The organism is Streptomyces swartbergensis, assembly GCF_002148965.1.
Classification (GTDB): Bacteria; Actinomycetota; Actinomycetes; order Streptomycetales; family Streptomycetaceae; genus Streptomyces; species Streptomyces swartbergensis.
This window is the reverse complement of record NZ_NGFN01000349.1, coordinates 1-8922: the sequence shown is the minus strand read 5'-3', so window position 1 is coordinate 8922 and position 8922 is coordinate 1. Positions and strand designations below refer to the sequence as shown.

Genomic DNA, 8922 nt, shown 5'->3' with positions numbered 1-8922 from the left:
GGCACCCCGCTGCCGTGCGGCCGCCTGCGAGGGCCGCAGCCCGATGCACATGAGATGCGGCGCGGCCCCGCTCACCCTCGCCTCGCACCGCACGTCCACCGGAGCCCACCTCGAACTGCGCTACAGCGAGAAGTGCGAGGCCGGCTGGGCCCGGATGTGGAGCACGCGGATCGGCGACCGCCTGGAGCTGAACCGGGCCGACGGAGGCCGCCGTCCGCACTCCGCCGAGGTCACGGACGACATCGCCGCACAGTCCTACGTCTACACACCCATGACCGAAGCGCGCCCCGGCACGACCGTCCGGGCCTGCTTCCGCCCGGCGGCGGGGGGCAGCCGCGAGTGCTTCGACGCCCGCGTGTGACGGGCCGCCGGGTCAGCGCCTGGCCGTGGTGTTCGCGCCGTCCAGTGCCTCCCGGACGATGTCCGCGTGCCCGGCGTGCTGGGCCGTCTCCCTGATCAGGTGCAGCAGGATCCGGCGCGCCGACCAGTACTGGGGCTCGGGCGGCGACCACGGAGTCGTCGGCAGAAGCACGCTCTGCCCCAGGTCCGGCAGCCCGGCCACGGCCTCGTCGGTCGCCCGGGCGGCCGCCGCGTACCGCTCCAGCAGCGCGGGGAGCGTCTCGCCCTCGGCCATGCGGTACTGCCCCATGTCGAGCATGCCGTCGGGGAGTTCACCGTCGCCTTTGGTCATGATCTGCGTCCACGCCTCTTCTCCCTGGGCGAGATGCTTCACGATCCCGCCCAGGGTCAGCTCACTGACGGTCGTACGCTGCGCGGCCTGCGCGTCGGTGAGTCCGCGCACGGTGATCAGCAGCAACTCCCGCTGCTCCGCGAGCGCCTGCGACAGGTCCGTCTTCTCCGAGGATGTGGTCATGGCAGGACCGTAGGGAGCAAGTAGGTCAGCCCGTGTCCTCCAGGGGGCCGGTCCGATTGTCAGTGGTCGCCTCTAGAGTCACGATCATGGCGACTCTTCCCAATCCCCTGCCGAAGCTGGCGGCAGACCCGAGCGGCAGCGCACTCGGACTCCGGCTCCCCGCCGGGGCACTCGTCGACACCACGGACGAGGGGCCCTGGCGCGAGCCGCTGCTGTGGTACGCGGACGAGCGGGCCCTCCCGGGCGGCTGGACAGCACTGGAGCCGGCCCGTCGTACGGGACTGCTGCCGGTCGTGCTCGACGTGGGGGACGGGCACGGCGGGCCGGACCGCTGGGAGTTGACGCCCGGCGAGGTGTCGTACCCCGGGGACCACGACGCGGAAGAGGTCCTGGCGGAGTACTGGGAGGAGTACGTCGCGGAGGGTGACGCATGGCCCGGGCCGGCCGGCCCGCTCCCCCACGCGCAGGACCCCGACACGGTCGCCGCCGGAACCGCGGACGCGCTGCTCGGCGGCGGCCCCCTCAACGACCCCCGACTCACCCTCGTCCCGGCCCGCCGCAGCGCCGACATCCCCACGGCGATCGGCTGGACGGGCCCGGCGAACCACGAGGGGGACACGGCCCGGCTCAGCGCGGTGCTGCGCTCCTGGGAGGAACGCTTCGGCATACGGGTCGTCGCCCTCGGCTTCGATCACCTGCTGGTGTCGGTCGCCGCCCCGCCCGTCACGACGGCCGACGCGGAGGCCGTGGCCGCCGAGCACTTCGCGTTCTGCCCGGACAACATCCTGCAAAGCGCCGACCCGACGCTGCGGGGCTACGCCGAGCACCAGGTCCTGGACCAGCAGGTCTGGCACTTCTGGTGGGACTAGAGATCCCTCAGCAGCTCAGCAACGTCCTTTTCCGGTGAACATCTGTCCTCACCCTGATGGTGGGCCTGATGTCATTTGAGATGACAGACTTCGCGGAACTGCCTCCCCGTCGCCAGGCACACGGGCCATGAAATCTTTGTGTGACGCAAGGGAAAAAAAAGACCCATTGAGTTATAAGTGATCTGGCCACGAACGGGCATGTCACTAATCGTGAACGAACGGCACCCATAGACCAGATGCTCTGGTACCGTCGAACGAACTTGGCGGAATCCGCATGGGGGGCCAAACTGTGGATATAGGTCTGATCGCCGCTGCGGCTGCCGCCCTTCTGGCGAGGTCAGCCGGCGAAGAGTTCGCGCGGGAAGGCGGAAGAGCCACCTGGGAGCGCCTGCGGGAATTGCTTGGTTCGGTTCGCCGGACGTTGTCCGGAGATGCCCGCGGGGCAGCAATACTGGCTGCAGCGGAATCAGAGCCGCAGGACGAATCGGCAGTGGAAGATCTCGCCGAGGAACTTCAAGAGAGGGCGCGAGGGGACGAGTCGTTCGCCTCAACCCTGGCTGAACTTGTTCGCGCCTCCCACGAAAACCCACGCACGAGTCATATCGCCGTGGACGGACAAGCACAGGTTGGAAAGATCGTAACCATGGGAAATGTTCAAGGGAACGTAACCTTCTAGAAGAGGATTTCCCGAGTGGTGCATGACCTCACCGGCAGAGGGCAGGACGCACTGGCTGTCGCGTGGTCAGTGCTGCGCGATTGGCTGCAGGTCGACGAGCAAGGGCAAGAAGTATTCCAGCTGCTGGCGAATGAGCCCGATCGGGGTATCCGTGCCCTTGCGGCCCGTCTGGAGCGGACGGGTATCCCTGGCTTCACAGCGGAAGTATCCGGCGGCATGCTGGGGAAACTCGTACAAATCGCGAGCGCAGAGGCAGTTCACGTTCATCAGGATCGCGAGCAACCTCCGGGAAGTCCCTCGCGCCCAGCAGAGCTGCCTCCCGATATCGCCGCCTTCACCGGCCGGATTTCGGAGCTGGAACAACTCGCAGAGCTTGTCGATGCCGCCAAGATGAAGTCTTCGACACCGATCATCGTGGTGGACGGACCGCCCGGAGTGGGTAAATCTGCGCTAACGATCCATTTTGCCCACATGATCGCCCACCAGTATCCTGACGGACAACTCTACGTGAATCTGCAAGGGGCCACGCCCGGACTGGCTCCGCTCAATCCCATAGATGTACTGGGAAGGTTTCTTCGAGCGCTGGGAATGGACGGCAAGGAAATTCCGGTCGATACCGGCGAGGCCGCAACCAGGTTCAGATCGCTCGCCTCCGGGCGGACCATGCTGATCATGCTCGACAATGCCGCATCCGCTGCACAGGCGCGTCAACTGATACCGGCCGGCACCGGATGCGCGGTTCTCATCACGAGTCGCGAGGTACTTGCCACCCTGGATGGCGTCGCCCACCTCCATCTCAGCGTGCTGTCAGCAGGCGAAGCAGTCACGCTGCTGGGAAAGTTCGCGGGTGAAGCGCGTGTCACAGCGGAGCCCGAGGCCACGAGCACGCTGGTGAGACAGTGCGGCCTGCTGCCACTCGCGCTGAGGATCGCCGGCGCGCGTCTGGCGGCAAGGCCCTCATGGTCGCTCCAGGCCCTCGCCGGACGTCTGCTGGACGAGCGGGCTCGGCTCAACGAGTTACAACTAGGCGACCTCGCCGTCCGTGCGAGCTTCGGAATCAGCTATGAGGCCCTCTCGGCGGTTGACGGGCCGGCAGAAGCTGCCTGTGCACGCACCTTCCGGCTTCTCGGTCTGCTGGAGGCTCCGGACGTAAGCGTGGACATGGTGGCCGCGCTGATCGGTGACTCCCATGAGGCAACGGATGAAGCCCTGGAACGACTCGTCGATGCACAGCTCCTGGAGTCGCCTTCGCCCGGTCGATACCAAATGCACGATCTCCTGCGCTTGTTCGCTCGTGAGCACGCCTTCCGAGACGACACCCAAGAAGACCGCCGACTGGCACTTCACAGGACATTCGAGTTCTTTCTCGCGCGTGCCCGAGGAGCGAGCGCGCTTCTGCAACCCACGGATCCACGCCGAACGATGCAGAAGGGGGAGGAGAATTCCTGGTTCGCCACCCGGTCGCTTGCCCTGGACTGGCTCGAGGCGGAGCGACCCAATATCGTCGCAGCGGCACAGCAGGCGGCGGCGGCTCCTCACGAGTTCGGAGCCATCGCCACACAGATCGCGGATGCGCTTTTCTGGTTCTGCCACCTCCGCGCCTATCCGCGCGACCTCGAAATGCTGGGCCGACTCGCTCTCACCACCGCTCAACGGTTGGGAGATCGCGAAGGCGAGGGGCAGAGTCTTCATAATCTGTCCATAGCAAACCTTCGACTGCGTCGCTTCGAAGAGGCGGTACGCCACGGCAATCGATGCCTTGAGCTTCGACGCGAAATCGGTGATCACTACGGGGAAGGGCGAACACTGGACGCGCTCGGACGTATTCACTACATGATGGGCCGCTTCGATGATGCGGTCGAATACGGCGAGAAGAGTCTGGCCATTGCCCGCAGGATTCAAGATCGATACAGCGAAAGTGCAGTTCTGTGCAATCTGGTGCCGGCGTATCAAGCCATGCAGCGCTATACAGAGGCGATCGCTTGCGGCCAGGAGAGCCTCACCATCCGCACCGAGCTCGGTGACCGGTATGGAGAGGGCCGGATGCGTATGAGCCTTGGCGTCGCGTACCAAGCGAGTGGCCGGCTCGACGAAGCAATACTGTGCTTCGAGGAAAGTCTGGCTGTGTTCAGAGACATCGGAGACCGGTACGACGAGGGACGCTCCCTCTTTCAGCTCGCTTTAGCTCACAGTCTCGGCGGCAGACTCTCCAAAGCCATTGAATACTGTGAGCGCAGCATAACGGTAAGGCGGGAAACCGCCGACCGCTACGGCGAGGGCGAGTCGCTCCACCAACTCGGAAAATTGTTGAGTAACATCGGCGACGAACAAAAAGCCCGTGTGAGTCTGAACCAGGCCCTAGTCATTTTCGAAGAGCTTGGGGTTCCGAATGCTGAGGAGGTTCGGACGCTTCTGGCGACGTACTCAAGCGGCTTGGACCATTGAAGTCCGGCGGAGGGCGTACATGAGTGACTTTCCGATGGAGTGGCTGGACCCGGTACTCGATCGCTGCAGGTCAGAGGTACTAGAACACCGTCCGCGATCGTCTACCAAGACTCTTGACGATGGGCGCATCGAACCGGTGACGGACCTGGACCTTCGGATCGAGGGGCACCTTATCGCCGCAGCGCTGGAGGCATACCCTTCTGCCGATGTCCTCAGCGAGGAGACTCACTGCAACCCCGCCGCGCTCGCCAGCGAGCTGTGCTTCGTCATCGATCCGATTGACGGCACGAAGGAACTCATCGCGGGGACCGCAGACTGCGCCATCTCGGTTGCTCTCTTCCAACGCGGGAGGCCGGTAGCGGGTGTCCTGGATCTCCCTTTCCGCAGTCAACGCTTCGCGTGCAGCACAGACTGCGGGGTTCGGGTGAACGGCAGACCCGTCCAGCTCGAAGAACCACCGCAGTTGCGTGCGGCAAAACTCGCCGTCAGCCCTACACAACGGGCCGACCCCGCCTTCGCGTCAGTGTGGACCCGTCTACTCCCCGGGCACATCGCTCCTGTCGGCGCGTTCACGCCCAAGGTGGCTCAGATCCTGTGCGGAGAATGTCATGCAGCCTTCTACCCACCCAAGCCGGGTAAGAGCATTTTCCTCTGGGACTACGCTGCGGCGGCACTCTTGCTTGCCGAGGCTGGAGGGACGCTGATGTCTCTCGACGGGATGAGCCTGTTGAACGCTTTGCCCATGGAGCACTCAGGCGGGTGGGTGGCAGGACCCGCAGATCTCTGCGGGGAAATCCGATCGGCGATTCTTGAGACTGAGAGCGCCTGATCCAAGCTCCATCTGCAGCTGTCTGATCGACTCCGAATGGAGATGGTGCTCCCATGCGGTACAACGTTTATCTGGCTCAAGTCAACAACCGCTTTGGAGATCAGGCGTTCTTACCCTACTCCGTTGGCGTCATCCAAGCGCACTGCCAGAGGCAGCCAGAAATATCCGAAAGTTTCAATTTCCCGGAGCTCGTCTTCCTTCGGGAGAATATTCAACGCCTCGTGGGCCGCCTGCACGAGCCACATGTCTTCGGGATCTCGTGTTACATCTGGAACTGGGAATACAGCAGGGAACTCGCCCGCGCTGTGCGGTTTGCTTATCCGGAGTGCTTGATAGTAATGGGAGGTCCGCAGGTTCCTCTTGCATCGAAGAGTTTTTTCAAACTCAATCCGGCCGTTGACATCCTGGTTCACCATGAGGGTGAACTTGCCTTCGCCGATATCTTGCGTGAATTTTTGCTGCCGGATCCCGATTACACCAAGATACCCGGCCTCAGCGTGCGGGACGAGAACGATGATTGCATCAAGACCGGCGTCAGGGAGGCTGTAAAGGATGTGAATCAACTCGCTTCACCATACTTGGACGGGACGTTCGACGCCTTGATCAATCTCCCGTATCGATGGAACGCGAGTCACGAAACCAACCGGGGATGCCCCTACTCTTGCACCTTTTGCGACTGGGGGTCTGCGGTATTCACTAAACTGCGATTCTTTGATGACGAGCGACTCATGAGAGAGATCGAATGGTTCGGTCTCCATCGGATTGAAATCCTGTACAACTGCGACGCAAATTTCGGCATCGTGCCTCGCGACATCTGTTTGGCGAAAAAGCTGGCGGACGTGCGAAGGGACTCGGGATATCCAACCCAATTTCGCCCTTCGTTTGCGAAAAAGAGCGGCCCCGCGGTCTTCCAGATAGCGAAAGTCCTACAAGAGGTAGGACTCCAGAGGGGCATCACTCTGAGCATGCAGAGCATGAGCGATGACTGCCTGACGGTGATCAAGCGGCGCAACATCAAGCAGGACAACCTCACTGAGCTGCTCAATATGTACCGAAGTCACAACATGCCGACATACACAGAGCTGATCCTGGGACTTCCGGGTGAGACTTGGGAAAGCTTTCGCCGAGGAGTCAGCAGGCTGTTCAGTGCGGGGCAGCACGAAGGGTTGCTGATCTATCTCTGCGAATTGCTTCCGAACTCTGAGATGGCTACGCCCCACTATCGAGAGCTCCACTCCATTCGTACGGCACGTCTACCCATGCTCTTAGGGTACGCAACGCCCAGCGATGACGACGTCCAAGAATACTTCGACGTCGTCATCGAGACGACGACGCTGCCTTTCGAAGACTGGCAGAAATGCTTCATTCTGGCTTGGGCGGTCCAGTGTTTCCACTGTTTGAACATCACCCAGACGCTGGCCATGTTCTTCTGGACCGAGTTCGGTCTTGAGTACCACGCCTTCTATGAGGAGCTGATGGCCTTCGCGGCTGACAATCCTGGGCTCCTGCTGGGCCGGCACTACGCTGACACTGTGACGGTGATGCTCGAAGGTGCCAAGGGGGTCGGCATGGGCCGCCCCGTTCCGGGATTCGGGGAGATAATGTGGTACCCGGAGGAGGCATCCTTCCTCAGCATGATCACCCGCAAGGACGAGCTCTATGCCGAGGTGCGCATTTTCGTCGACCACCTTGTCTCCCGACACGACATGTCTGTGTCGACACTCCTTTTGGAAGACTTGATTTCCTACCAAAAGGAAAGCCTGGTGGACCCCTTTTCCCCCGCTGAAACGCGCCTGCGCCTCAGTCATAACCTTTCCGGCTATTTCGAGAAAATCTACTACGGCGAAGCTCCGCAGTTACTGTCGTCCGAATGCGACGTCACGCTGCGAGCGATCGAGGAATATAACGGGGATCTGTCCAAGTATGCCATCCAGGCGGTGCGGTACGGCCGAAAGAACAACCGCTTGCGGCGCGGCAGCGTCAGCCTCGACTGAGATCTGTTCCGACGTCTCCCCGGACACCCTGCCCCAATCTCCGCAGCCCTTCCCCGATCTCCTCAGGCGTCTGCGTCACGAAGCACAGTCGCAGGGTCGTGCGGTCGGGTGTGCCGGCGTGGAAGGGCGCGCCGGGGACGTACGCCACGTCGTGCCGCACCACCTGCGGCAGCAGGGCCGTCGTGTCGTACGGCTCGGGCAGGCGCGCCCAGAGGAACATGCCGCCCTCGGGCCGGGTCCAGACCGACCCCTCGGGGAGTGCGCCGGGCAGGCCCGCGAGCATGGCGTCCCGGCGTTCGCGGTACACGCCGGCGACGCGCGTGACGTGGGCGTCCAGGTCGTGGTCGGCGAGGTACCGGGCCGCGGCGAGCTGGTTGACGGTCGGCGTGTGCAGGTCGGCGGCCTGCTTGGCGACGGCGCAGGCGCGCCGCAGCTCACCGGGCGCGCGCAGCCAGCCCAGCCGCAGGCCGGGCGCCATGACCTTGGAGAAGCTGCCGAGCAGGACCGTACGGTCCTCGGCGCCCGGGTGGGAGGCGATCCACGGCAGGCGTTCGCCCTCGTAGCGGAGCTCCCCGTAGGGGTCGTCCTCGACGATCCACAGCCCGCGCCGGGCGGCGACGGCGGCCACGGCGGCGCGCCGCTCGGCGGGCAGCGTGCGGCCGGTGGGGTTCTGGAAGGTGGGCCCGGTGTAGAGGAGCTTGGGCCGCTCGCGCGCCACGAGGTCCTCCAGCGCCTCGGGGTCGACACCGTGTTCGTCGCCGGGCACGGCCACGACCCGCGCTCCGGCGAAGCCGAAGACCTGAAGGGCCGCCAGATAGCAGGGGTTCTCGACGAGGACGGTGTCCCCGGGTTCGAGCAGCGCGGTGGCGAGGAGCGAAAGGGCCTGCTGGGAGCCGGTGGTGACGAGGAGGTCGTCGGGAGCGGTCGGCAGTCCGCGTGCCGTGGTGCGGTCGGCGAGCGCGGCCCGCAGCGTGGGCTCGCCCTCGGTCGTGGAGTACTGCAACGCCCGGGCGGGTTCCTCGGCGAGGACGGCCCGGTACGCGGCCGCGATGCCCTCCGCGTCGAACAGCTCCGGCGCCGGCAGCCCGCCCGCGAAGTTGATCACCTCGGGGCGGGCGGTGACGGCGAGGATGTCCCGCACGGGAGAACCGCCGACCGATCGCGCCCGCGCGGCGAGCGGCGGCGCGGGAGAGGGGGCGGGCGGGGGCTCGGTGACGGTCATGACAGGGCTCCTT

The 8922-nt window shown here is 64.2% G+C and carries 7 protein-coding genes; 5 read left to right on the top strand and 2 right to left on the bottom strand.

Features of this window, described 5'->3' with window-relative positions; all coding sequences use genetic code 11:
* Positions 1-361 (top strand): DUF2690 domain-containing protein (locus CA983_RS35915; RefSeq protein WP_143645640.1); only part of this gene is annotated, 361 nt, incomplete at its 5' end.
* A gap of 12 nt (positions 362-373) precedes the next feature.
* On the opposite strand, the gene CA983_RS35910 is transcribed toward CA983_RS35915, so the two are convergent.
* On the bottom strand, positions 374-874 hold the full coding sequence (locus CA983_RS35910; protein WP_086604933.1) for a DinB family protein: 501 nt from the start codon (positions 872-874) through the stop codon (positions 374-376).
* 86 nt (positions 875-960) lie between these two features.
* Between CA983_RS35910 and CA983_RS35905 the strand changes: the two genes are divergently transcribed.
* From CA983_RS35905 to CA983_RS35890, 4 genes are all read left to right on the top strand, one after another.
* Complete coding sequence (locus CA983_RS35905) at positions 961-1743, top strand: DUF4253 domain-containing protein (protein WP_086604932.1); 783 nt, start codon at positions 961-963, stop codon at positions 1741-1743.
* Positions 1744-2434: 691 nt separating this feature from the next.
* Complete coding sequence (locus CA983_RS35900) at positions 2435-4864, top strand: ATP-binding protein (RefSeq protein WP_086604931.1); 2430 nt, start codon at positions 2435-2437, stop codon at positions 4862-4864.
* A 19-nt stretch (positions 4865-4883) separates the two neighbouring features.
* Entirely contained in the window at positions 4884-5693 is an 810-nt protein-coding gene (locus tag CA983_RS35895) for an inositol monophosphatase family protein (RefSeq protein ID WP_158101922.1), read from the top strand.
* Between the two features lie 53 nt (positions 5694-5746).
* Positions 5747-7687 carry a B12-binding domain-containing radical SAM protein gene (locus CA983_RS35890; RefSeq protein ID WP_086604929.1) on the top strand — a complete coding sequence of 647 codons (1941 nt, stop codon included), beginning with the start codon at positions 5747-5749 and terminating at the stop codon, positions 7685-7687.
* On the opposite strand, the gene CA983_RS35885 is transcribed toward CA983_RS35890, so the two are convergent.
* Entirely contained in the window at positions 7674-8909 is a 1236-nt protein-coding gene (locus CA983_RS35885; RefSeq protein ID WP_086604928.1) for an aminotransferase-like domain-containing protein, read from the bottom strand. The two genes, CA983_RS35890 and CA983_RS35885, sit on opposite strands and share 14 nt — an antisense overlap.
* Positions 8910-8922: the final 13 nt, after the last annotated feature.

Excerpts from the sequence above, each read along its gene's own strand:
- CA983_RS35885 (WP_086604928.1), bottom strand. The coding sequence starts at position 8,909 with ATGACCGTCACCGAGCCCCCGCCCGCCCCCTCTCCCGCGCCGCCGCTC.
- CA983_RS35890 (WP_086604929.1), top strand. The coding sequence starts at position 5,747 with ATGCGGTACAACGTTTATCTGGCTCAAGTCAACAACCGCTTTGGAGAT.
- CA983_RS35895 (WP_158101922.1), top strand. The coding sequence starts at position 4,884 with ATGAGTGACTTTCCGATGGAGTGGCTGGACCCGGTACTCGATCGCTGC.
- CA983_RS35905 (WP_086604932.1), top strand. The coding sequence starts at position 961 with ATGGCGACTCTTCCCAATCCCCTGCCGAAGCTGGCGGCAGACCCGAGC.
- CA983_RS35910 (WP_086604933.1), bottom strand. The coding sequence starts at position 874 with ATGACCACATCCTCGGAGAAGACGGACCTGTCGCAGGCGCTCGCGGAG.